General features: G+C 36.8%; 23 protein-coding genes. 12 read left to right on the top strand and 11 right to left on the bottom strand.

The annotated features are described in order from the left end of the window. Window position 1 precedes the first annotated feature (1 nt). The 3 genes from H7A25_20480 to trkA are packed head-to-tail and all read right to left on the bottom strand — an operon-like array spanning window position 2 to window position 3,254. Complete coding sequence (locus H7A25_20480) at window positions 2-406, bottom strand: hypothetical protein (GenBank protein ID MCP5502284.1); 405 nt, start codon at window positions 404-406, stop codon at window positions 2-4. Window positions 407-457: 51 nt separating this feature from the next. Then, window positions 458-1,918, bottom strand: coding sequence for a TrkH family potassium uptake protein (locus H7A25_20475; protein MCP5502283.1), 1,461 nt, complete (start codon window positions 1,916-1,918; stop codon window positions 458-460). After that, window positions 1,908-3,254, bottom strand: coding sequence for a Trk system potassium transporter TrkA (gene trkA, locus H7A25_20470; GenBank protein ID MCP5502282.1), 1,347 nt, complete (start codon window positions 3,252-3,254; stop codon window positions 1,908-1,910). Before trkA ends, H7A25_20475 begins: the two co-directional genes overlap by 11 nt. 96 nt (window positions 3,255-3,350) lie before the next feature. On the opposite strand from trkA, the gene H7A25_20465 reads away from it, so the two are divergent. Further along, window positions 3,351-3,917 (top strand): SRPBCC family protein, encoded by a 567-nt coding sequence (locus H7A25_20465; GenBank protein ID MCP5502281.1) that lies wholly within the window; start codon window positions 3,351-3,353, stop codon window positions 3,915-3,917. Window positions 3,918-4,038: 121 nt separating this feature from the next. Here H7A25_20465 and H7A25_20460 read toward each other — a convergent pair whose 3' ends face one another. The 3 genes from H7A25_20460 to H7A25_20450 form a co-directional block, all read right to left on the bottom strand. Beyond that, the gene (locus H7A25_20460) at window positions 4,039-4,521 is read right to left on the bottom strand and encodes a peptidylprolyl isomerase (GenBank protein ID MCP5502280.1); all 483 of its coding nucleotides are present in this window, start codon (window positions 4,519-4,521) and stop codon (window positions 4,039-4,041) included. A 169-nt stretch (window positions 4,522-4,690) separates the two neighbouring features. Beyond that, window positions 4,691-5,722 carry a ferrochelatase gene (gene hemH / locus H7A25_20455; GenBank protein ID MCP5502279.1) on the bottom strand — a complete coding sequence of 344 codons (1,032 nt, stop codon included), beginning with the start codon at window positions 5,720-5,722 and terminating at the stop codon, window positions 4,691-4,693. A gap of 2 nt (window positions 5,723-5,724) precedes the next feature. Further along, window positions 5,725-6,714 (bottom strand): putative porin, encoded by a 990-nt coding sequence (locus tag H7A25_20450; protein MCP5502278.1) that lies wholly within the window; start codon window positions 6,712-6,714, stop codon window positions 5,725-5,727. Between the two features lie 305 nt (window positions 6,715-7,019). Here H7A25_20450 and H7A25_20445 point away from each other — a divergent pair, with 305 nt between their 5' ends. The 8 genes from H7A25_20445 to H7A25_20410 all read left to right on the top strand — a co-directional run bounded on the left by H7A25_20445 (window position 7,020) and on the right by H7A25_20410 (window position 15,673). Then, complete coding sequence (locus tag H7A25_20445; GenBank protein ID MCP5502277.1) at window positions 7,020-7,943, top strand: ParA family protein; 924 nt, start codon at window positions 7,020-7,022, stop codon at window positions 7,941-7,943. After that, window positions 7,936-8,637, top strand: a complete 702-nt coding sequence (locus H7A25_20440; GenBank protein ID MCP5502276.1) for a ParB/RepB/Spo0J family partition protein — start codon at window positions 7,936-7,938, stop codon at window positions 8,635-8,637. The genes H7A25_20445 and H7A25_20440 overlap by 8 nt, the downstream gene beginning before the upstream one ends. An 8-nt stretch (window positions 8,638-8,645) precedes the next feature. Then, entirely contained in the window at window positions 8,646-9,572 is a 927-nt protein-coding gene (locus H7A25_20435) for a DUF1569 domain-containing protein (protein ID MCP5502275.1), read from the top strand. Window positions 9,573-9,745: 173 nt separating this feature from the next. Continuing rightward, a complete protein-coding gene (locus H7A25_20430) occupies window positions 9,746-10,135 on the top strand; it encodes a cyclic nucleotide-binding domain-containing protein (GenBank protein ID MCP5502274.1) in 390 nt (129 codons plus the stop codon). A 9-nt stretch (window positions 10,136-10,144) separates the two neighbouring features. Next, window positions 10,145-11,230, top strand: a complete 1,086-nt coding sequence (locus H7A25_20425; protein MCP5502273.1) for an AraC family transcriptional regulator — start codon at window positions 10,145-10,147, stop codon at window positions 11,228-11,230. 258 nt (window positions 11,231-11,488) lie between these two features. Continuing rightward, complete coding sequence (locus tag H7A25_20420) at window positions 11,489-12,997, top strand: hypothetical protein (protein ID MCP5502272.1); 1,509 nt, start codon at window positions 11,489-11,491, stop codon at window positions 12,995-12,997. A 90-nt stretch (window positions 12,998-13,087) separates the two neighbouring features. After that, complete coding sequence (locus H7A25_20415; protein MCP5502271.1) at window positions 13,088-14,602, top strand: IS1182 family transposase; 1,515 nt, start codon at window positions 13,088-13,090, stop codon at window positions 14,600-14,602. Window positions 14,603-14,836: 234 nt separating this feature from the next. After that, window positions 14,837-15,673 (top strand): hypothetical protein, encoded by an 837-nt coding sequence (locus tag H7A25_20410; GenBank protein MCP5502270.1) that lies wholly within the window; start codon window positions 14,837-14,839, stop codon window positions 15,671-15,673. Window positions 15,674-15,694: 21 nt separating this feature from the next. Here the strand turns inward: H7A25_20410 and H7A25_20405 are convergent, their stop codons facing one another. Then, window positions 15,695-16,741: a PilZ domain-containing protein gene (locus tag H7A25_20405; GenBank protein MCP5502269.1), complete on the bottom strand. Its 1,047-nt coding sequence runs from the start codon at window positions 16,739-16,741 to the stop codon at window positions 15,695-15,697. Window positions 16,742-16,928: 187 nt separating this feature from the next. On the opposite strand from H7A25_20405, the gene H7A25_20400 reads away from it, so the two are divergent. Then, a complete protein-coding gene (locus H7A25_20400; GenBank protein MCP5502268.1) occupies window positions 16,929-17,732 on the top strand; it encodes a hypothetical protein in 804 nt (267 codons plus the stop codon). On the opposite strand, the gene H7A25_20395 is transcribed toward H7A25_20400, so the two are convergent. Further along, window positions 17,733-18,383 (bottom strand): lytic transglycosylase domain-containing protein, encoded by a 651-nt coding sequence (locus H7A25_20395; protein ID MCP5502267.1) that lies wholly within the window; start codon window positions 18,381-18,383, stop codon window positions 17,733-17,735. Between the two features lie 94 nt (window positions 18,384-18,477). On the opposite strand from H7A25_20395, the gene H7A25_20390 reads away from it, so the two are divergent. Next, entirely contained in the window at window positions 18,478-20,700 is a 2,223-nt protein-coding gene (locus H7A25_20390; GenBank protein ID MCP5502266.1) for a HAMP domain-containing histidine kinase, read from the top strand. Here H7A25_20390 and H7A25_20385 read toward each other — a convergent pair. Next, window positions 20,672-21,478, bottom strand: coding sequence for a hypothetical protein (locus H7A25_20385; GenBank protein ID MCP5502265.1), 807 nt, complete (start codon window positions 21,476-21,478; stop codon window positions 20,672-20,674). The two genes, H7A25_20390 and H7A25_20385, sit on opposite strands and share 29 nt — an antisense overlap. An 844-nt stretch (window positions 21,479-22,322) precedes the next feature. After that, window positions 22,323-22,490 carry a hypothetical protein gene (locus tag H7A25_20380; protein ID MCP5502264.1) on the bottom strand — a complete coding sequence of 56 codons (168 nt, stop codon included), beginning with the start codon at window positions 22,488-22,490 and terminating at the stop codon, window positions 22,323-22,325. 61 nt (window positions 22,491-22,551) lie between these two features. Between H7A25_20380 and H7A25_20375 the strand changes: the two genes are divergently transcribed. Continuing rightward, complete coding sequence (locus tag H7A25_20375) at window positions 22,552-22,794, top strand: hypothetical protein (protein ID MCP5502263.1); 243 nt, start codon at window positions 22,552-22,554, stop codon at window positions 22,792-22,794. Here the strand turns inward: H7A25_20375 and H7A25_20370 are convergent. Next, a complete protein-coding gene (locus H7A25_20370; protein ID MCP5502262.1) occupies window positions 22,788-23,240 on the bottom strand; it encodes a hypothetical protein in 453 nt (150 codons plus the stop codon). The two genes, H7A25_20375 and H7A25_20370, sit on opposite strands and share 7 nt — an antisense overlap. Window positions 23,241-23,370 lie beyond the last annotated feature (130 nt).

Below are 23,370 nucleotides of genomic sequence, written 5' to 3'. Positions count from 1 at the left end.
CCTACTCTACCGATATAAGCTTTATAGCCCGGCAATAGTTATAGGTATGTCTGAAACCACCATCCGGTTGAGGCATATTCGGATCTGAAGGCTTGGAAGTTTTCGAAGTTGTTTTCTCTATAATCACTTTAACTTTGAAATCCTTTTTCAGGTTCTTTTTCCCGACTATTTTTAAGAGGTTGTCGGCAGGGAATACGTAGTAAGTATAGTGCTGGGTCATACGGCCCTGATCCGGACTGTATACATACGTATTGTCTTGTTTTTCTAACTTGTTTTGATTAATTGAAATTTCCATAACACGGCTCTGGGTTTTACGCTGAACGGGTCCTTTCTTTCCACCTTTAGATTGAGCAAAAGCGGAAACAGTAAACAAGAAACTAAGAATGAGTATCAAGAGTTTTTTCATAAACTCTTGATAAAGACTTTTCTAAAATTGTCAAATCCTTTCATCAGCCCTTCAGTTTTTTGTCCAGTAATACGGAGAAAAAAGCATCAGAACGGTAAAAAGTTCCAGACGACCCATGAGCATTAAAATAGATAAAAGCCATTTTCCTACGGCCGGAATCCCGGCAAAATTATCCATAGGTCCTACTTTCCCGAGACCCGGACCAACGTTTCCGAGACAGGTAGCCACGGCTCCCATAGAAGTAATCAGATCCACCCCTACGAAAGATAAAATAATAGAAGAAACCGCGAAAATCATAATGTAGATCATGACAAAAGCAATCACATTAAATACTATATCCTGAGAAACAGCTTTCCGGTTAAGTCTTACGGGTATAATCGCCCTAGGATGAATTTGTCTGCGAAATTCTAAAAAGCTATTTTTTAGAAGGATAATATGCCGAACCACTTTTATCCCCCCGGCGGTAGAGCCAGCAGAAGCTCCAAAAAACATCAGGATGAAAATACAGGTCAGGGCAAAATGATTCCAGGCTGTATAATCAGCCGAAACGTAACCGGTGGTAGTAATAATCGATACTACCTGGAAAAGTGCATCTCGAAAAGATTTCTCAGCTCCCAGATCTTTTATAAAGTAAATCGTCCCTCCTATAGCCAGAGTAAAAATGAGGATGGAAGCAAGATAATAGCGGAGTTCTTCATCTTCGAGAACTTTTTTAAACCTGCCTTTAAGAGCGAAATAGGTAAGAGTAAAATTAGAACCGGCAAGTATCATAAAGAAAATAATTACATATTGGATAAAAGGAGAAAAGTTTACCGCACTGTCCTGCTTGGTTGAAAATCCTCCCGAAGACATAGTCGTAAAACTGTGATTAATAGCATCATAAAGACTCATTCCACCTATCATCAAAAGGATGGTTTCAAGACCGGTAAGCCCGATGTAAATCAGCCAGAGCCGCTTGGCGGTTTCCGCAATACGGGGTTGTAGTTTGTCGGGTGAAATTCCGGGAGCTTCCGCCACAAAAAGCTGCATTCCCCCGATGCCCAGTAAGGGTAAAATAGCTACAGCGAGAACAATGATTCCCATTCCACCGAGCCACTGAGTCATGCTTCTCCAGAGAAGAATATCTTTGGGTAAAGATTCAATATTATTTAAAACCGAAGCACCGGTTGTGGAATAGCCGGAAATGGTTTCGAAAAATGCATCCGTAAAAGCCGGTATGGCCCCACTAAATAGGTAAGGCAAAGAACCGGAAGCTGACATAATCAACCAGCCAAACGTAACAATGATATAACCATCCCGGGTGTGCATTTCTTTATCAGTTTGTTTTTTCTTTGCTATAAGCCAGGTGAATCCGCCTAAAAAAGCCGAAATACTGGAAGAATAAAACAGTGCAATTAAATCGGTTTCATTATGGAGGTAATAGGCAACAGGAATGCAGGTCCCCATAAAAAAACCGTTCATTAAAAGTAAAAAGCCCAGTATCTGGCCGATAGCACTGAAATTAAACCTCATTAAAAAATTCCTCTATCGTGCGAATACATTCCGGTTTTGAAATTACGACAACCCTATCTCCCGGCTGAAACCTAAAATTCCCCATTACCGTATATCCATTATTATTCCGAATGACTCCTCCCACAATAGCCGATTTGGGAAAGTTTAGATCTTTTAGAGGAGCACTGGTAATCTTAGAATTTTCTTTAATTTCAAATTCTAAGATTTCTACATCTACTCCGGGAATACTTTTAAAAGTAACAACCGTTCCCTGCCGAATATAACGAAAAATAAAATTGGCAGCGAGGAGTTTCTTGTTTATCATGGTGTCAACCCCGATCATCTGGGATAGGTGAATATAGTTCATGTTCTCTACGAGGCAGATTGTTTTTTTGGCTCCGTGCTGTTTGGCCATAAGACAGGAAATGATATTCATTTCCGAGTTCCCGGTTACTGCGATAAAAGCATCGGTGTCCCCTACTCCCTCGGATTTTAATTCGTCAAAATTTCTTCCGTCCGTGTTTAGCACGAGAACATCATCGAGTTGACCGGCTAACTCAATACATTTATCCCGATTTTCCTCTATGAGTTTTACATTATAAATGGAACTGAGTTTTCTGGCTGCATTTTGTCCGATCTTTCCTCCGCCGAGGATCATTACATTTTTTACTTCAATTCGTTTTTTCCCTGAAAGGTTTAAAACTCTCTCCAGTCCTTCCGGCTCTGCGATAAAATAAACATGATCTCCCAATTCGAAAACTGTACTTCCCCTCGGAATCAGGGTTTTCTGCTCTCTTAGAATGGAGACTGTCAAAAAGTCGTTATTTGGGTTCAGATGGGAAGTTTCCGCCTGACTCTTACCTATCAGAATACTTCTCTCATCAAGGGTGATTCCGATAAGGGAGAGTTTTCCATTATCAAAGTCAATACTATCCGTAAGAACAATCTCTTTTAAAAGTCGCTTTATTTCCCGACTGGCAAGAGTTTCCGGAGATATGATTTCATCGATTCCTAATTTTTTTATATCAAATTGCTGTCGGGTAGAAATGAACTCCACATTGTTTACCCTTGCTATCGTTTTTTTTGCTCCCAATTGCTTGGCAATAATGGCTGTTGCTATATTTGTTTCTTCGGATGAGGTAACCGCAATAAATAGATCGGAATCGGATACGTTGGAGTCCTGTAAAGCTTTGTAAGAAATCGAATATCCTTTTACGGTTACTACATCAAGTTGATTGGAGGCTGTCTTTAGTTTTTCTTGATCAATATCAATTAGAACAATATCATGTTTTTCATTGGCAAGCAACTTGGCAAGGTGAAATCCAACCTCACCGGCTCCCGCTATTATGACTCTCATGAAATCCCTAGTTTCAAATATATACTTATTTGTCATTCTATTAAATTCGTTTATTTAAACGCTTGGAAAATTTAAAGAGAGGAATTCCATGGGGGCATGAAGTTTATAAAAACTGTTCTTATTGTTTGTCTGGTAATCTTCTCAACTTTTACTGCTTTTTCTTATACTCTTCCGGGAGAAATGAGTATAAGTTTAAAGAAGGAAATAAATTGTTCTGCATCTGAAGTTTTTGTTCTGATAAATTCCTTTAAAAATTGGCCCATCTGGTCTCCCTGGCAGGAAAAAGAACCTCATATTCAACTTCGGATAAGCGGTAAAGAGTCCGGTAAGGGTGCTATTTTTGAATGGAAAGGAAGGGATGGAAAAGGGAGAATGGAAATACTGGAAGCTATAGCAGATAAGTCTATACAGTATACGATGGAACTACGATTTAGAACAAAATTTAAAGGAAATTTTATTTTTACACCAAAAGAAAAAGAAAAAACCGAAGTCGCCTGGCAGCTTAATACGGTAAGAAAAAGCCTGAACCCCTTACAAAGACTGGGTTTTAAAATATTCAAACCTATGATGGAAAAAGATATGGAAAGAGGGCTGGAAAAATTAAATGAAGCCTGTTTGCCGGGACCATCTAAAAAGTCGCGTCGATACATCATCGAATACTGAATTGTAGTTGACGCTCCCTGAGAAGGTCGCCTCTACGGTTGGTGAGTCTATCGAACCACGCCCATCGGCGACCGTATTGAAGGGCCGCAAGCACGACCACTTTACAGGCCCATGTATAAACTCAATGATGATGTCCACCGGGGCCGTGTACATGGCCGTGTGAAATCTCCTCGGAAGTAGCTTCTCTTACTCCTTTTACGGTCACATCAAAATTTAAGTTCATTCCTGCCAGGGGATGGTTTGCATCCACAAGAATTTCGGATTCTCCGGCTTCGAGTACTGTAAGGATCTGAAACCCCTGTTCGGTTTGTGCCTGAAATTGCATACCCGGACGAATATCCTGAATATCTCCAAATTGTACTCTGGGGATGGAATGTTTCATAGCTTCATTGTATTCACCGTAGCCTTCAGTTGGAGAAACTTTTACCTGTAAAGAGTCACCTTCGACTTTTCCTTCTAAGGCATTTTCCAGACCGGGAATGATGCTGGAAGTTCCCTGTATATAGGCCAGTGGTTCTCTTCCGCTGGAAGAGTCCAGAATTTCCCCTTCATCACTTTTCAGGGTATAATCAATTGTTACTACTTTGTTCTTAGAAATTTGCATTCGTTCTTTTATAAAACTCCTGTTTTCCAGTTTTTAAAGAGGAGAATATATGGTAAGAAGTTTTTTGATAAGTTGAATGGAAATTGAAATTAATTTTCAAACCGTATTGCAATACTTAAAAATTATGTCTCTAATTGTAGAGAATACCCCCAGGATCGCCTCCCCTACCCTATTCTCCTTCTTTAATATTTTCAAGAATGAGTTCCTTTAAGAACTCGATAAAAGGAGGGTAGATTCCGAAGGCGGGTATGCGATAATATTCTTTTACTCCATTTTTCAGAGCAAGTTCTTTTAACTCCTCTCCTATTTCTATAAGGGTTTCCAGGTGATCACTCACAAAACTTATAGGAACAACAGCTACCCGCTTATGTCCCTTACTTCCTAAATTCTTTAAAGTATCAATGGTAGAAGGTTCTGTCCATTTTGCAGGCCCTACCCTACTCTGAAAAGATAAAAAAACTTCTCCCAAAAAGCCTTCCTGTCTGAGCTGAAAAAGGATTCTATTTGCATGTTCCTCGATATCCCTCTTATATGTATCTCCTTTTTGAATCAGTCGCATGGGAATTCCATGGGCAGAGAAAAGCAGGGTAATAGTTTTCCAGTTTTCAACAGGAAGAGAAAGATCCCGGTCAGGTGAAAGAAACTCAGTCTGCAGTTTGCCCTCAAAATAATCTTTTATAATTTGCTTACAGGCTAAAACATACTTGTTCCGGTGAGAAAATGGATTAATCCAACCCTTTTTATTTAATGGAGATTTCCCGGTAATGGATTCAATGATTTTTGCAGTACTTAAAGTTGTGGAGCGTGAATAATGTGGAAAAAGAGGCAAGATCACATTACTCGAAGAAGGGCTGAGTTCATCACGAGAGAATTCTCTCAAATCCGGAAATCCACAGGTCATCGCTACCCTGCCTTCCCATTCTTCAAGAGTTGAGCTTTTCAAAGAATCAACCAGGGCTTTGGCTTGCTTTTCAGTTTCCTGTACCAGCGGAGACCCACCTCCGAAATGCAACATTTCATAAACTTTTCTAACTTTTGGAGCCCGTTTTTTAGCAATAAAACTTCCAAGTTTATAACGAAAATTTTCCGGCAGAGGTAAGTCAAAAACAAGAGGATCACGAAAAAGATCCAATAAAAACTTTTCGATTTCATCCGAAGTTCTCGGACCGCCAAGATTGATTAATAGAATTTTTCTTTGCATTTTTAATGACTCATCCTGTGTAAAAATTGAAATCCCAAACTTACTTCTTTAGTGCTTACATAACTTCGAAAGGAACCGAGGAAATTTGAACTTATATCATTCACATTTAAGCCTCCGCTGGTTTTAAAATTACCATCTGAAAATTGTCGATGACCTTTGAAGTTAAATTTCAGAATGGAATTTTCAAAAACAAAATATCCAATATTTACCTGGTATTGGAAGCCGGAACCAAAATTATTTCCAATAAAATTAAGAGCTCTTTGAATGTGAAAATCACGAAAACGGTTATAAGCTAAGAGCAATTCAAAGGAAGGTTCTACAAAAAATGATGAATAATTAAAACTATATCCAAAGCCAAAGGGCAATTCCAGGCTGGAATAAGAATAAGTAAGTCCATTTCCTATAGGACCATAAAAAATGGGACGAGAGTTAATAAATTGCATTACATCATAGAGATAATACTTTGCATAATTATATTTCAAACCCAGCATTAAAAACCACTGGTCCTCTCGCCCGGGTTTGGGATTTGCACTATTTTCATATACCTGTAAATGAAAATCATATGCGTATTCGCTCATAGAAGTACGGGTATGTCCATCCGCAAAGTTTACCGTACCGGTAAAAGTATGTGCGGTATCAAAAACTTTTCCTCTTGCTAAATCCATTTTTGAACCTCTTTCTGTAGTAATCGTTCCCATTACAAAATCTTCATCTCTGGAATTTCCAGGATTGATTCTCCAGGGAACCCCGGAAAGATTGGCAGAAAAGGCGAATTTATCCTGAAGGTAGAGAGCTTCAAGGCCTATAAAATTAAAATCCCGGTTGTAAGTAATTCTCGAACCTCCCTGTATCCCTGAGAGATTGGGAAACTTATTTCCGGTTTCGAAAATATTATCCCCTCGATTCATATAGATTCCGGGACCAATTAACCAGTCTCCAGCAAAAAGTTCTACCGTAAAAAATAAAAGCAATGAAAGGAAAAGTTTATTCATTGCAGACAATCATCGGAAGGTAAAGTGGAAAGTAAAGTTATAAAATCTTAAATCAGTATTTCACTCAATAGGGGTGAAACCATTTCACCCCTTAACTCGTAAGGCATATCCTTACCCATAAGTTTTTAACCTATCCGTCTCAATCCCCCTTTCCTAATTCGCTATGTTTCGGTACGAGCCATTGCTCTACACATCGACTTAGGCTCAGTGCATCGCTCAGGGTCCGATGGTGTTCGAAGCGACTTTTTAATTAGATTCGAAAATTAGTTTACAAAAAAGAATTATGTCTGATACTTCCCTCAGGTATGAAAAAAAAGAAAGCAAAATCATTTACCGTATTAGAAATAGCGAAAAAATGCGGACTGACTGAAACCGAAATTCAAAAAACAATTCAAGCCAGTAAGCTTCCCTGCCTGGATGATCAATCATATAGTGAGGAAATTGTAGAAAAATTCTTCTCGAATCCTGGTGAAAAAGCAATATTTCAGGCTAAAATTCTTGCCATCTCCAATCAAAAAGGTGGAGAAGGAAAAACTACAATTTCCATATTCCTGGCCGAAGCTCTTTCTTATTCCTCAAAAACTCTACTCATTGATTGGGATCCGCAGGCAAATGCAACACGTATGCTTTCTTCCGAACCTCAACACTCCATATTTGAATCTCTTAGTTATAGAGGAAATGTTCCGGTTCCGGTTCATACAATTATAAAAAAAATTCAAACAAATCTGGATTTACTTCCCTCTTCGATTTCCTTAGCCAATCTAACCACTCCTTTTGGAATTGAAGACTTTGAACTCCTAAAAGATGCCTTAAAACCACTAAAGACCGAGTATGAATACATCATCATCGATTGTCCTCCCTCCCTTGGCCTGGGTCTTGAAAATGCCCTGATTGCAGCGGATTATGTATTAATCCCGATTCAGGCCCGTGCTTTTAGTGTGCAGGGCTTGCAAGACCTGCATAAGACAATTGAAAAAATAAAAACCAGAGCTAATTCCAAACTAAGACTACTGGGGGCTGTTTTGAATCAATACGAAGAATCGAGGGCACTTTCAGGACTTTCCAATGGAATAAAAAAATATTTCCCGGTTTTTGAAACAATTATCCACAGAAGAGAAAGCATCCCGCAGGCACAGGCAAAACGAAAAATGCTTTCCGCTTGCGATCCCAACTCTAAGAATGCTTTCAAGAATCTGGCCAGAGAGGTGAAATTAAAAACCAATGTCTAAAAAAAATGACTTTGCAACCCTGGATCTTTTATCCACTTATGAATCAAAAAAAGAACAAGCAGACAGGATTTCTCTATCCCTAATTCATCCCAGTTCGGAGCAACCCAGGATTTTCGGTAAAGAAAAGGTGGAAGATCTAACAGATTCCATGAAACGCCTGGGTCTTATTGAACCAATAGTGCTTAGACGTTCAGGGGATGAATACTATATCATTGCAGGCGAAAGACGCTTCCGAGCAGCGAAGGAATTGGGCTGGATTGATATTCCGGCGGTGATTTTTGATGTGAATGAAGATAGTTCTTTTGAAATGGCCCTGGCAGAAAATGACAAACGTAAGAATTTAAATCCTTATGAAGTAGGAAAAGCCATTCGATACCTCAGAGAAGGAAAGGGAAAAACAGCAGAACAGGTTGCAGGAATGCTGGGTTATTCAGAGAGATATATTAAGCAACTCAGTTCGATTGCCAGGTTAGAAGAAATTACGGTTTTTGAGTTCTTAGAAAAAGGTTTTGAGCCTTCCATAAAAAATCTCGAAAAATTATTAAAAAAGCAAGAGGGCAGGGGGGATGAAATGGTTTCACCCCTACCAAAAAAACAAAGCATACGTATCAATCTGGATAAGCTTGAAGAATCCAGAAGAGTTTCCTTCCTGGAAGAACTGAATTTACTTAAAGAAAAATATGGAATACAATAGGAGAATTTATGAATCGAGACTTACGCTTTCAAAACTTAAATGATGCACTGGAAGAGCTTGACAGGTTAGAAAATGCAAGGGTAAACACAACAGGACTCTGGTCCTTTTATCAAATTTTAAATCATTGTGCGGAACTAATAGAATTTTCCATGACTGAATATCCGTATGCCGGTTTTTTTGCGTTTCTTGTCCGTAAGCTTTATGGCAAAATAGCTCTTCAAAAAATGATAAAAAACGGATACATGAAGTCCGGATACCCCAATCCCTTTGCCCCGAAGCGAAGAGAGGAAGGAGATGTAAAACAGGCAGCTCGGCGTTTGAGAAATGCAATTTTTTCCTTTAGGGACTTTTCCGGAACATTTGCCGTTCATCCTATTTTTGACAGAATGGAAAAAGAAACCTGGGAAAAACTTCATGCCATGCACATCGCAAACCATTTCGGTTTTGTACATGTGGTAGAAACCCTGGAGAAAGATGAAAGAAGTCAGAAGGTAGATAAAATCAAAGAAGAGCTCTTAAAAAATATGAGTCACAAACTTCTGGATGAAGAAGAAAAAAGTCTTCCGAAAGAAGAAAATCAGGCAGTACCTGCAATGGAGCCAAAACCTGAAGAGTTAGAAAACAAAGAAACCGAAGTATCTTCTACAGAAGAAAAACCAGAATCAATAACGGAAGAGACAATAGAAAACGAGGAAAAAGAAGAAGTTCAAATAGAAAAGGTTGAAATGGAACCGCAAGAAGATGAAAGTATTTCCAGACCTTCCCTTGAACCAGAAGCAAAGAGACCCGTCCAGAAAAAAAAGACACAAACAAAGAAAAAAGCAACAATTTCCAAGAAAAAAACAATAAAGAAGAAGGTTCCAACAAAAAAGAAGGTAGCATCAAAGAAAAAAGTAGTTTCCAAGAAAAAGGCAACTAAAAAGAAAACGACATAAAAGCCATATCCGTTCTTTCTTTCCGGAAAGAAAGCGAGTCGGCATTTTTGAAGGGATATGAGAATAGGGGATTTATTCTCAAAGAAAATAAAAAATGTTGCTATATCCAGTTACCTACAGTATTCAGTTTATTTAGTAGGTATCATGGAGATAGCTTTAAACTGTAGGCGACGATGGCATCAATCATTAATTTAAAAGCAGGGAAATCAATTTTCAAAGAGGGTGATTTGGGTCGCTCCATGTATATTATGCTGGAGGGTAGAGTTGAGATCTATGTAGTAATTAATGGGCAGGAAGTAAAACTCGCTGAAATGAATCAGGGAGATTTCTTTGGAGAAATGGCCCTTTTCCGGCAGAAACCACGAAGTGCCTGTGCCAGGGTTCTGGATGATGTTCGGCTTGCGGTTATCGAAAGTCGCCCCCAGCTGGAAAAGTTTCTTATGGATAACCCCATGTTTGCAGCAAAAATGGTAACGATTATGGCTGCAAGACTTGCTAATACAAACGATCTTCTGGTTCAGAAAATTAATGAGTTATCTGCCAAGAAAATGGAGTATCAATAGACATTTCGAATGTCACTTATCTGGATGTTCTTCGGAGGAACCCTTGCCTGGGTAATTGCACTGGGACAGTTGGTTCGTCCTCCGCTCCCCAAAAACTATTTTTTATCCCTACTCCTTTTCTGTGTTGGTTTCTGGCAAAATTATCTCGCTCTTCTTTACTCTAACCAGATTTTAAACTACCCCTTCCTTTATAATGCAATGGGACCCTTTGTCTTTTTTACAGGCCCTTTGTTTTATTTATATATCACTCTTGTAATCGATGAATCGAGAATCATTCGAAAACGCTGGATCTGGCATTTTATTCCGGGAATTCTGGCCGGACTTTATCTGGCACCTATCACCTACCACCTGAATACAGATAAGTTTCAAACTTTTTTAGAACTCAGAAAAGAAAGTAGAGTAGGACCAATTAAGCAACTATTGGTTCTTGCTGTGTTTCTGGATATGGTATATGTATTGTATTTAGGTAGAAAAATACGAGGTCTTTTCAGCCGGGAATACCTTGTGAATCCCAAGATGCGTCATATTTTATTTTTTGTATTACAAACCATACTGGTTATCATTCTCTTCTTTTTAGCAATTGTTTTGGAAAATGAAACCCTCGGAAGGCTAAGCGGAGGTCTGGTCACTTTTGCTATGATCTATATTTATATGCTATCCCAGAGATATCCCGATCTCATTCATTATTTGAGCAGTGAAAAAAAGAAATACGAAAGAAGCCAGCTTGCCGGAATTGACATTGAAAAAGTCAGGCTCAGGCTAAAACAGCTCATGGAAGAAGAAAAAGTTTTTTGTGATGAGGACCTCGACCTGAAAACTCTTGCCGAAAATCTCGAAATTACTCCTCATCAATTATCCGAGTTTCTAAACCAGAAGTTGGATACAAATTTTAAATCCTTTTTAAAAACTTACAGGATCGAAGAAGCTAAAAAACTTTTATTCGAAGAAAAAGAGCGAACTACTCTTTCCATTGGTTATGCTGTGGGTTTTAACTCTAACTCGGCGTTTCATTCTGCCTTTCGACAGGCAACCGGTATGACTCCCGCAAAATACAGAAAAGGAGGGAGTAGGGGAGGGGACTCGCTTTCTAAGTAAACAGGTTTTCCTTTTTAGGAAAAGTGATATTCATCTTACCAGTTCAAAAACTGAATCTTAACTCCTGCCGGCATCTATATAAAAGAATAATAAGGTTATAAATCACTTCATTTATCGTAATAAAAAAATATAGAGAACTATTATCTTTCTTACAGAAAATATTTGGCTTTAAAGTGTATAATATTGATTTATATATTTACCGTCATTTATTACTTGTGAAAAATTAGCATCTTTCTAAAATATGGTAAGGGGAAAATAATGAAATTTTATATCTATTCAATCTTACTTGTTTTATCCATAGGATGTAATCCATTTGTTTCTACAGATAATTCCAGAGATAATGCAACACGAGTATTAGCTTCTATTAGTGGAGGGACTATACCTGCGGTAAAATTCAGCATCAAAGGAAAGTTATTAGACCCTTCCGGTAGTCCGGTTCAATCAGCAAACTTAAATGTAAGTGCAGGTTCACTCAGTACCTCAACCTCTATTCATAAGCAAACTATAGGAGGAACACAAATTGTTTCTGAAAAGCTGCCGGAAAAAATTCAATTTGTAGACATCGATCCAGGTAAAGGAAAATTTGGAGGTCCGGTCACACTCAATAAAGCCGGTGATGAAACAAATATCGATTATTACAACCTCTACTGGGCCAATATCTATAAAGAAAAGGTTCATAAAATTGCAAGATTCAAGAAGACAGGTGGTAATTTCACCTTTGTTTTTCCCCTCGGAGTAGTGCCTCCCGAGGGAAGCTCCTATTTATTAGCACTTCCGGAAAGCATAGAAACCGGTGAAGCTAAAGACGGAACAGAAAGATTGGTTGCCGACACACAGGCTAAATTTGCAACAGATGATAACGGAGAATATACCATGAGTCTGGAAGCAGGTAGTTTTAGAGTTATCATCACCAGCAAAGATGGAACGGAGTTAGGAGAAATTGCTTTAAGTATTGAACCAGATGCAGAAACAGCCCCCACACCCAGGCCCACTTCCGGGAATTATACACTGACCGTAACTTCTTTCGGTCCCGAAAATACTACCATTAGCAGCAAACCTCTCCTACCTCCGACAGAAAAAGCCTCATCTATCAGTTTTACCGATACCGATACAACAGAGGGCAAAATAGGGGGAATAATTAATATAGGAAAAGCTTCTGATGAATCAAATATCCTCTCTTACGTTTTGTATTACGGCAAAGATGCTAACACAAAATTAGGCACTGCTATAATCAGTTTCGATGCCGCCGGGAAAGACCTGAGTTATACAATACCCGCAGGAACTTCCATTCCAACAGGGGCCACACATATTCTCGTTTTTACTAAGAATGTGGCCGGAGAAATGGATACGGCATTGAATACTGCGCTTAATGATACTCTACCCAACACAAAAGAAATCACAACTTTTTCCATTCCTTCCCTTTCTGCAAACGGAGTGATATCCGGGACAAACATCACAGTAAATGTAGTATATGGAGCTTCAAAGACTTCTCTAGTGCCGAACTTTACCCACACCGGAAACAGTATCACGGTCGGAGGAGTAGGGCAGGTGAGCGGCACCACGGCAAATGATTTCACCAACCCGGTAAGCTATGTTGTCACAGCAAAAGATGGAAGTAGCACAAGCTATACTGTAACGGTTGCATATAATGCAAATAATGCACCGGTAGCTTCATCTATTTCTGTGAGTGGAACCTATCTCGAAGGCAATACCCTTACCGGTACTTACAGCTTCTCTGACTCAGATTCACACTCACAGACTGTGTGAAAAGTCTCGTTATTGAATATTTTTTGTTTGTCAGGAATGTAATGTATATAGAAAATTTCCTTATAACGATAAAGAGTTATAGGTGCAGCTATGAATTATATACAAGGAACTTCTCGAGAACAGATAGTATTATACAGTGAATGTTTGGATAACGTCATAAAAGAAGATAGTCCGGTAAGGGTTATTGATGCCTATGTTGATAATCTCGATCTTAAAAAATTGGGTTTTAAAATTCCAAAGTTAGAAACAGGTAAACCACCATATAATCCACATGATTTACTAAAAATATATTTATACGGATATATAGAACGAATCCGAAGTAGCAGAAAATTAGAGAAGGAATGTAATAGAAACCAGGAACTTAGGTGGTTAACAAAGAATCTCGCCCCGGATTTTAAGACAATAGCTGATTTTCGAAAAAATAATAAAGATGGAATAAAAAATATCTTCAAAGAGTTTTTATTCTTTTGCAAGAAAATGAATCTACTAACTCTTTCAATAGTTGGAATTGATGGAACGAAGCTAAGAGCACAGAACGGACAAAATAATGTATTTAAAAGAGAGCGTATTGAAAATATCGAGCAAAATATAAAATCCAAAATACAGGAATATTTGGAGGAATTAGAATTGAATGATATTTCCGAAGCAAATGAACTAAATCTTAAAGATGGAGATGAAGCCAGGGATGTATTAAATAAACTAAAAAGACTAACGAAATACAATGATAAAGTGAAAGGGATTCGGGAATTATTTGAAAACGACCCGGAACTACAGGTCTATTTTGCTAACGACACAGATTCAAGATTTCAAAGTGACAAAGGAAAAATTCGTCCTGGATATAATGCCCAAACTGCAGTGGATAATACAAATAAGTTGATTATTGCAAATGATGTATCGCAAAAGTCAAATGACCTGGAACAAATGACTCCTATGATTGAAAAAGTCCAGTCGATAAAAGAAGAACTTAAAATAGAAAATGAGACAAATGCAGTAATGGATTCCGGATATTTTAGTGAAAAAGAAATAATGAATAATAAAGATAAATCGGGGATAAATATTATAGTACCAGATACCAAATCTGCACTGGATAGTAATAATAAGCGTGAATGTAAAAGTAATCCTGATAAACTTCCTGCAAAAGGATATGAAATCCAGGATTTTGTTTATGATAAAGAGCGGGATATATACGTATGTCCGGCAGGAAAAGAATTAAATAGACAAAATGAAAATCCAAGACAGACGTCATACGGGATTTATGTAAATGAGTATAAATGTAAGGAATGTAAAGATTGTTTTCATAGAGCAAAATGTACCAATAGTAAAACTGGACGAACTATTCGGGTCTCGATAAACCGAGAGACAATGGATGATTTTAAAAAAGAGATGGGGAACGAGGAAAATAAAAAGCTAATTCGTAAACGTAAGGAGATTGTGGAACACCCATTTGGCACTATAAAGAGAAATTTGGGGTTCACTTACTTTATACAAAAAGGAATTAGAAGCGTTCAGGCCGAATTTAGTTTCATATGTTTTGCTTATAATTTTAAAAGAGTCATAAATATTCTGGGAATAAGGGCTTTTATAGATGCTGTAAATGCAAAATAGTAGGAATAATAGATTTTTATTTGATGGATAGCAATGAATTTTCTCTCTTTTATGACTTATAGTAAATTTATTTACTAAAAACCAATTTGGAATGATTGGTTTTTAGTTTTTTTAGTAAGAACCGAGTTCGTCAATATCTACAGGTTTTTTTTTGCTCACTTTTCACACAGTCTGTCAGAAGGAAGCAGCGTAAAGCAATGGCAACGCTGTATTTCCAGCAATACTACAACCTGTGTGGATATTGCAGGAGCTACTGCAAGCACCTATTCTATCGCTGCTGCTGACTACAATCAGTATCTGCGTTATTCGGTAACTCCACTGGATCAATACGGTCTTTCCGGAACAAGAGTTTACACCACCCCAACTTTTGTTGATGCAAATCCCAGGGTGGGTAATTCCGGCTTGATTACAAGTTCAGCCATGGTCGATACATCTACCGTAGTTTTAAATTGGACAAAGGGTACTGACCTTGTTACAGCCCAGACTGCTCTTACCTATAAAGTGTATCGTTCCTCTACAAACGATATCAGTACGGTTGCAGAAATGGATGCGAAAACTCCCAAAGCCACATTAACGAATGCGAACACCTATACGGATACAGGAGCCACAGCAGGAACAAATTTTTATTATAATCTGATGATAGTTGATGGACATGGAAATAAAATTGCCTACGGAGGTTTTCACAGGGTTGGAGTCTGGGTTGGAGACAGGTCACTGTTACCTGCGGGATGGACAGGGGACTGGGTAGTTTCTATTTTGCCTCATGGAAACTGTCCAATAGCTATCGAAGATGGTTCAGAGTGTATTCGTTCTACTACTACAAGTAATTCCTCATTGAGTTATACAGTAAACCTGAGCTACCCCGGTCAACTCTTCTTCGTCGGAGTAGGAATTGGGGGAACCGGTACCTGTATTTTTACACTGAGTAACTCTTCCGGTACAACCAATTATGACTTCTCTTTAGATAATATGGTTCATACATTGAACTTAAGTTCAGGTGCAAATACTTTTACCTGGAAATATACAGGTGCCGGAGGAGATAGGTGCCTTATCGACAGAATTCGTTACTAAAATACGTAAGGGAAACTATTTTTACAAAATAGATTTCCCTTTTTTTGTTTCCAGATATTTTTCTATCATCTCGAGATCATCGAGGCTCATATTGTAAAACTGGCAGCCAATGCGGTAATACTTTTCCAGAGAGCGAATATTTCGAATAGTAGCCCGGAAAGTTTGCTTACTTCCATCCGGAAAAAACATATCGAAAATAATAATATCTCCCAGATAAAATATTTTAGAAAAATGCACACTCTGAGAATGCAAGAAGCTTAAATCTGCCTGACTAATATCTATGATTTTACACTGTTCCTTGGACTCTTCATAGTTTTTGTATTTCTCAAATTCTTTTTGCACACTTAAAGCAACGAGATTCACCAGGTTATAGGAATTCGTATCCAATCTCGATTTATGTAAGGCCTGAACATAACCGAGAGTAGCATGTTGCCTGTAACGAATCGGAATACAAATTTCTGCTCTATAGTTTTTCGGCACCGGGTCACCGCTTAGCATTCTGAAATATTCAGTGATCGGCATAAACTCAGGAGGTATTGTAGAAGGATTAGTAAAGTCCGGTACAAAAATCGGAATATTATATGTATGCAATAAGCGCATCCTATTATCAAATCTCTCGTGAACGTGTATCTTAAACGAATCAAAAAAAACTTTTAAACGAATCGCATTTTCACTGACCACTTTCTTAATTTTATCATCATTTAAAAATTTTGCAATATCGTTTTGATTAATAATATTGCTGATAGTAAGATCCGTTACATGTAGTCTTTCCGTGAACCTCTTCTCATCATTAATAAGTAATTTTATGGGTTGGTAGACTTCAAAACCTTCCGCATCGACTTTAAGAAGTTTAACTTTACAGATAAAAATTTTCCTCTGGTTTCGAACAACTAAAGACCTGTAAATAGTTTGAATCTGGTGTTTTTCCGGTTTTACAAGAAGAGTTCCTGTACCAAGTTCCAGCAATTTCACCGGAATCGAATCCGATTCAGAAACCAGGTTAACGGGCAATTTCATATAAACAGAGTTAATTATTTTAAAAATACTTTTTATTTCCGATACTTCCATGCAAATCTCCGGCACAAAAACAGGATCGACCTATCCAATTACAATAAGATTCATTCCATAAAAATCAAGCTATATAAAAACAGAAAAAACCATAATAAAAGCCGGGAAGGGTAGGGTGGTTCTCCCGACTATCTCTCAGTATGGAAAAATTCTTTACTACCCAAAGGATTTTTTGTATATATCAATCATGCAAGAAAAAACCCAGGAAAAATCATCCACTTCAGTGGTAACCCGTTTTGGAGAGCTGTTTTTACCTATTATTATGCTAACTTACTCCATCGGAATGGGAATATTAGTTTTTTGGCCCTCTAATGAACCCGAACAAAGCAATGTTCAAAGTATATCGGATGAAAACTATAAACCTGCTCCGGGTTCAAACACTCCCTACACCCCCTCTAAAACTCCCAGAATACCGGGGAAAGGTGAATTTATAAATATTGGAGCTGTACCCGACTCCATAGGGAATATCTACTTTGTTGGACTTTTCAAAAACACCGGGGAAATAGCTATCCGAAAACCCAGAGTTGACCTATCCCTTTTAGATGAAGCCGGTAATGAAGTAGCCACCGCTTTCGGCTATGGTAGCTTTGATTATCTGAATCCCGGAGAAGAATGTCCTCTGCAAGTATTGGTTAGTAAAGCTCCTGCCTATAAAAAAATAAAAATTAAGACGAAACCCGAACCCAGGTACAACTTTGATACAAAAGTGCGTCCCAAAATTACCATTAAAGCCGGAAAAGTAACGAAGCGGCAGTATAGTGGCTATGAATTAAGTGGCCAGCTCACCAATGAAGACACTGAATCGGCAGTTTTCGTAAGCACCATAGCACTTTTACTCACAAAAGATGGTAAAACAGCCGGAATGGGCTATACTTATATCAAAGAAAAAGAACTGGGTGCCGGGCAAACGGCAAATTTCACAATTAATTTCTACTCTATGAACGGAACACCAGAGAAATATAAACTATATGTGAATGCTCAAAAAAAGTGATTACTCTTTTTCTTTATAAGTTTCGTAGTAATGATTTACTTTTTTTACGTAATTCCGGGTTTCGGAGTAGGGGGGGATCCCTTTATACTTTCTTACGGCTCCGGGACCTGCATTATACGCAGCCAGTGCTTTATCCTTATCTTTAAAGGTTTCCAGCATATCCTTCAGATAAGAAGTACCACCCTTAATATTCTGAACCGGATCGTAAGCGTTTTTAACACCTAAAATTTTTGCAGTAGAAGGCATAAGTTGCATGAGTCCCTGCGCCCCTACATGAGAAGTAGCTTTCGGCTTAAAATTAGATTCAACTTTTATAACCGCTTTTACAAGTGCCGGATCTAAACCCTGCTTTTTCGCCTCACGGTTTATCACATCTTCCAACTTGGGCTTATGTACCTTCTCCTGAGTTTCAGGTTTAATCATTTTTAACGGTAAAGGAGCTTTTTCAAGTACTTCAATCCTGTCTATAGATACCGGTTTTTTTACCTGACTTGAGTCACCTGGATCGTGTTTTTGAATCTCATTATCCAGCATTTTAGCGAAATCGGGTTTCTGCATTTCGGGAGCAGAACGTTTTTCAAGTGAAGAAATCTTCTGAGAAATCTCAGAAATCCTCTGCATGGTTTGTTCTAAAGATTCAAGACGGATCATACTACTGAATATATCGGATCCTTTCTAAATTAATCAAGCAAAAAGTGCTTTGACAAAGTTCTAAAAGAATTTTTCTATTGAAAAAAGAAAGATTATGAAAATTTGTGTCAGTCGAGATCCCGCTTCCTTCCTGTTTTTGGCAGCTAAAGAAAAGCTATTTTTTGAAAATCAAAACCTAAAAGTAGAGATACTGGAAAAGGATGCAGAAACCTCTTTTGTATTTCTAAAAAACCAGAGAGTGGATTGTGCAATTCTTCCTTTTAGCACTTTTTTAGAAGAATATTCTAAAAGTTTAAGTTTTGATATCTTACCCGGATTTCATGTCTGTAGCAGTCCTTTACACATCTTTCATCTCAACAAAGAAAATTTAATAAACCTTCATTCAGAAAATTCTTATATAGCAATTCCCTCAGAAAACTCTTTAGAAGAGCTTTATGCCCGTTCTATTTTAGAACTACTCTTTTCAAAAAATGAAGAATTTCCAGCAATTCGAGTAGCTCAGTTTGAGCCCGAGGAAGAACTACAACAAAAAGGTTGCATTGGTTATGCACTCAATCCTATTCAACATCCAATTTCAGGGAAATGGAAAATATTAGAACAGGAAATTTCCGGTCAAATATCAAAAAAAATGCCTGCGCTATCCAAATTTTATCCTTTATATTGTACTGCTTTTTCTGCTAATTTTCTTTCTCAAAATGCTGAAGAACTCAATCCTTTTATTTCTGCATTAAAAGATTGTTTAAAATTTTTAAGTAGTCTGGAGGAGGGAGCGATATTCTCTTTTATACAATCTTTAAAACAGAAGGATCACTTTGCTCATTTTAATTTTAGAGAATTAAAACATTGGTTCTCTGATAAAAATAAAGTATTTAAAAATCTACTCAATTTTCAAGCAGACAGAAGTCATTATAAGAACCTGACTCAGCTTCAAACTTCAAAAAATAATCTTAGTTCACATAAGAAAAATATAGAAAAACTATATGTAATTTTTAATGGTAATTACAGAGAACCCAACCTTATAAAAAAACAATTGGTCTCTTCAGGTAATAGAAATAAACTATCCAATAAAAAGAACCTACCCGAAAAACACGAATATATTCATGCACTTCTTGATCTTATAGAAGAAAAACCAATCGAATCATCGAAGGTAAATGCAGATTTTAAGCAATTATTAAAAGAACTCAGCCTTGATAAAAAAAATCAGATTCAAAAAGCAGAAAAATTATCCGCCAAGCTAACTGAACTAAAGAATAAGCTTTTTGAAAGAGACAAAAAACGTGTCAAAAAAAATACAGCTTTTCTCACTTTATTATCTTTATCATCTGAACCTCTACTTTTAATAGATGTAGAATATGATAAATTTATAATCTATAATTATAATTCCAAATTTGCAGAAGCTATAGGTTACTCGGAAACAGAATTATTAGGAAAACCTTTTCTGTATATTTTACGTAAACCTTTGCGTTTAAAAGAATTAAAAGATAGCATTCTCGATAGGGAAGGATTGTTCTTAGAAGAGGTTTCATTAAAACACCGTTCCTTTCCTTCTATAGAAGTAGATCTAAGCCTCAGACTTGTTAGTTTTGAGGGGAAAGACTTTCTCTTAGCAAAAGTCCATTTAAACTCAAAAGAAAAGGATCTACTAAAATTTAAACAACAGTTAGTTTCCAATATAAGTCACGACCTTCGTTCGCCTTTAACTAATATAAAAGGTTTTATGGAACTGCTCACAAGAGATGAAAAGTTAAATATCAGTAAAGAGCATATAGAAACATTTTCCGTGATTTTCAAAAATATACAAAAATTAGAAAAAAACATAAACCGACTCATGGAAACAACCACAAAGCAGGAAAAAGTAGATGAAATGTTTGATCCGGCACTTGTGATAGAAGAAGTTATTAAAGAAAATCGAAAAAATGCAGAGAATAAAAATTTAGATATTGATAGTAACTTAAGTTCCGGTCTGAGTATTCAGCTCAATAAGATGGACTTTTATAGAGCGATAAACAACCTTGTGGTAAACGCGATCAAGTATACAAAAGAGGGAAAAATCTCTGTCAGCATGGAAGAAGAAGTAAATCGTCTCTGCCTGATAAAAATTACCGACACGGGTATCGGGATAGATCCGCAGTATGCTGAATCTATTTTTGACAGGTTTTTCCGTGTACCGGATCATGTGCAAGAAGCCAGCGGAAAAGGTCTGGGTTTAAGTATTGCTCAACAAATTATATTCAATTCAGGAGGCCAAATACTCTTAGATTCAGAATATAAAAAAGGAACTCGTTTTCTTATTTATTTTCCACTTGTGCGGTCTTAGAACGTTTTTTACTGTTCTTCTTCTTTGCAGTTTTCTTTTTTGCAATCTTCTTCTTAAACGGTTTCTTTTTAGAAACAAGAAATTCTTTTGGCTTAGGGAATTTCATTTTACTTAAAAAATATGCTATTTCAAGCAATTTTTGTGGTCCGAATAGTTCTATCATATTCAGACAGGACTCAAAACCAATGTAGTCTAAAGTTAAAAGGACATTATCTATTCCCAAAGATTTTATAAAATAAGGAATCTCTGTAATTCCACGTTTGCGTATCCACTTTTTACACTGATTTAAACTTAAAAAACTTAAAAGCCTTAGAAGGATTTCTATAGGGATTTCCTCTGCCAGCTCTAATATTTTTTTTACACCCAAAACAGATGTAAGACCCACAACCTTTTCGGTTCCTACCTGATGCAAAACTTCAAGGGTTTTTTCTCTACCAAAAGCAGTGTTTAATAATCGAATATCGGCAGGGTGAACCGATGTGGAAAGAAGGCTAATGTCAGAAAGGGAAAGATGATTAATAAAATAAACAATATCTTCATCCGAATTTTCTTTCAAAATTTCGATAAAATATTTCTCCGGTATGGTAGAAATAATGGAAATCAACTTTTCATCGCTTATTTCCTTTGCAAGATAAATAAGTCGGTCTCTTTCAATTTTAGAAGAGAGATGCAGGACTTTTTCATAACCAAGTTGCTTTAATAGTTGTAAAGACTTACGAGGCCCTAGCTTATCAAGATACTCATAAACACTCTGTATATTTATAAAAACCTGTTTCAAAACAATCGACCTACTTCCAATATTTTCTTCAGAAAAGAACTTGATTCTTTTTCTTAGTACACGGTATCCTTTTTAGACAAAATTTAAAAGATGGATATTACCAGATGATTCAAAAGCCCGGAAAAATTCCAGTAAAATATCATGTGTTTCTATTCGTATTTCTTACCACTTTAATGTTAGTTAGTAATTTAAGGCCCTATAATTATAATTTCTCCTTTTTAATCGGGATCCAAAAGGAGTTTTACGAGCTGAATAAACCCTACTTTCCGAATAAATTTGTGATATTAGAAAAAAGTGGCTACGATGGACAATTCTTTTATCTCACAGCCAGATATCTCTACTCTGATCTATCAGCGCCGGTAATGGATACTTTTCGTCTCAGGTTTAATAGGCTGGGTCTACCTTTACTTACTGGCCTATTATCTTTTCCTACACATTTCAAACTATATCCGGAAATAACTTTTAGTTTATTATGTTTCTTTCATCTTCTATCATTTTACATATTATATAACTATTTACAAGAAAAACAAAAGCTTTACTCTTTATTCTATCTTTTTTCTCCCTTCACTATCAACTCAGATCTGCTTTTAGTTTCCGATTCCTTTTTTGCATCCATATTCATTCTGTGCTTCGTGCCAATTTTAAAAATGTATCAAGAGAAAAAAGACAATAGTTTCAGTATATTTCTGATTATAATCCTTCTCAGTTACTTTTCCTTAATAAGGGAAACAGCACTTTTTGTATCAGTACCTTTCAGCATATATCTGATTTATACAAAAAGAAGAAAATTATTTTTTTATTCTTTGATTCCAATATTAGTATATATTAGCTTTTTTGCATATACTTATTTCATTTTATCACAACACCCGGAGACCAACCCTCCACCATCTGTTTTTAAACTTTTAGACTTTCCATTTTTAGGTTTATTAAAAAGCTTATCTATGGATTTGTCTTCAAACCCAAAAATAATCGTAAAACAACTATCCAAACTCCCTATACCAATATATTTCATTCTCTTAATATTTAATATTTATAACATAACAAGTATTCAAAGATTTATACTATTTCTCCCTTTGTTAGCTATAATTGGTTTAGCTGCTATATCAGAAAAAGATTATTGGGATTCATTCGATAATATATCCAGAATGTTTACTCTTACAGGTCCAATTATTATATTATTCAAAAATAAAATGGAGAACTATAAGGATTTTTACGTCTTACATGCAGGTGCTTTAATCTACCTTCTGGTGCTAATTCGTTTTATAGCCATTAAACAGGGGATGACTTTTTTTCTTTCGAACATACATCTTCACTGATTACTATGCTTTGCAACCAAAATACATTCACAGGAAGTAAAAACAGAATTTTCTCCAAGGGGTTTACAACTTAAAACTTGAAGCTTATCGAGTTGCTCCTTTTTTGAAGGAAGTTCTTCTTTTGTAATAATTTTTCCTTCAAGAGAAGAGTGCATTTCCATAAAAAACTTTTCACGATTTTCTTTCATTGCATGTAAACCACAGGTATATTCCTGATAAGAAGGTGATTTTAATTCTATTGCTCTCTTACTCGGCTCAGACTTAACGGTTTTATAATACCAGATCTTTCCTGAGCCGGGAGAAATATTACCACTTGCTTTAACACTCTCCGGTTCTTTTCCCCAACCCTGAGTGATAGATTTTACAGCTTCATTTTTTTCTTCAAGAGGAGGAATATTTTTTTGCTCATCATCAGGTGCTTTCAGTATTTCCTTTTTGTCAGTCAACACCTCCTTTGATTCAACAGGACTCACAACGGGACGAGAAACCGTTTTGCAGGAGAAAACAGAGATCAAGAAAAGGCAAAAAAATTTAAACATAAATCACTCATCCCTGATAGAGTAAGTAGGGTAGGGC

Source organism: Leptospiraceae bacterium (genome assembly GCA_024233835.1).
GTDB lineage: Bacteria > Spirochaetota > Leptospiria > Leptospirales > Leptospiraceae > JACKPC01.
The sequence above is the reverse complement of the archived record's forward strand: the minus strand, read 5'-3'. Positions and strand labels throughout refer to the sequence as shown.